General features: G+C 61.7%; 1 protein-coding gene. It reads left to right on the top strand.

Features of this window, described 5'->3' with window-relative positions; translation table 11 throughout:
* Positions 1–1,263, top strand: a 1,263-nt coding sequence (locus AB4Y44_RS42335) for an IS4 family transposase (RefSeq protein ID WP_368702807.1), incomplete at its 5' end; no start/stop codon positions are given.
* Positions 1,264–1,272 lie beyond the last annotated feature (9 nt).

The following is a 1,272-nucleotide window of genomic DNA, read 5'->3' as shown; positions in this document are numbered from 1 at the left end:
GAGCATCTGCCCTATGAATGGATCGAGCGGGCGGTGCAGGCTACCGGGGCGGCCAGTATTCGGCGCCGGCGTTTGCCTGCTGAACAGGTGGTCTGGCTGGTAATCGCGCTGGCGATGTACCGGCACTGGTCGATTAGCGAGGTGCTCGACAGTCTCGATCTAGCATTGCCCAATGAGGCCGCGCCGTTTGTCAGCAAGAGCGCGGTGGTGCAGGCACGCCAACGCATTGGCGAGGCGCCGATGGCCTGGCTGTTCGAGCAGACGGCGCGGGCGTGGACGACTCAGGATGCGCCTCACCATGCGTACAAGGGGTTAAGTCTGTGGGCGATGGACGGCACCACGCTGCGCACGCCCGACAGTGCGGCCAACCGTGAGCACTTTGGCGCGCAGGGCTATGCCAGTGGCAAGGTGGCCAGCTATCCGCAGGTGCGGGCGGTCACGCTGACTGCGATCCCCACGCATCTGGTGGCCGACATCAACTTTGGCTGCTACGACACCAACGAAATGGTGTATGCCAAAAGCCTTCTGCCGCAGATACCGGACGATTCGCTGACGGTGTTCGACAAGGGCTTTCTGGCCGCGGAGATCCTGTGCGGCCTGACGATGAACGGACGTAATCGTCACTTCCTGATTCCCGCCAAATCCAATACCTGTTGGGAAGTCACCGCCGGCACGGCAGGCGATGCGATGGTGCGCATGCGCGTCTCGCCGCAAGCGCGCAAGAAGTGTGCGGCCTTGCCTGAATTCTGGAATGCGCGAGCTATCCGGACCATCGACGCGCGCGGACGCGAACGCGTCCTGCTGACTTCATTGACGGATCGCCGACGTTTCAAACCCGCCGATATCGTCGGCTGCTACGAGCGCCGCTGGCAAATCGAAACCAGTTTCGGGGAGCTCAAGCAATCGATGCTGGGTTCGGAGTTGACCTTGCGCAGTCGCACAGTCGAAGGGGTGTATCAGGAGATCTGGGGTGCGCTGATCGCCTACAACCTGATTCGCCGTGAGATCGCCAGCGCCGCATGGGAAGCGAAGCTCGCACCGACCGATATCAGCTTCGTTCGAGCGCTCCATACAATTCAGCACGAAATGATGTGGGCCGCCCTCACGCCGGCCTACGCAAAACTACCCGCCTGCCTTCAGCGCCTGCGGGAGCGGCTGAAGTCTCTTCCCAACGAAAAACGACCCGGCCGCGCATGCGACCGGGTCGTCAAGTCCCGCCCCTCGCGTTACTCCGTTCGGTACCTTAAAAAAGACCTTAACTGAACGGCATTA

Source organism: Paraburkholderia sp. BR10937, from assembly GCF_040965695.1.
GTDB lineage: Bacteria > Pseudomonadota > Gammaproteobacteria > Burkholderiales > Burkholderiaceae > Paraburkholderia.
Note: the sequence above shows the minus strand (reverse complement) of the source record. Positions and strands in the feature narration are given on the sequence as shown.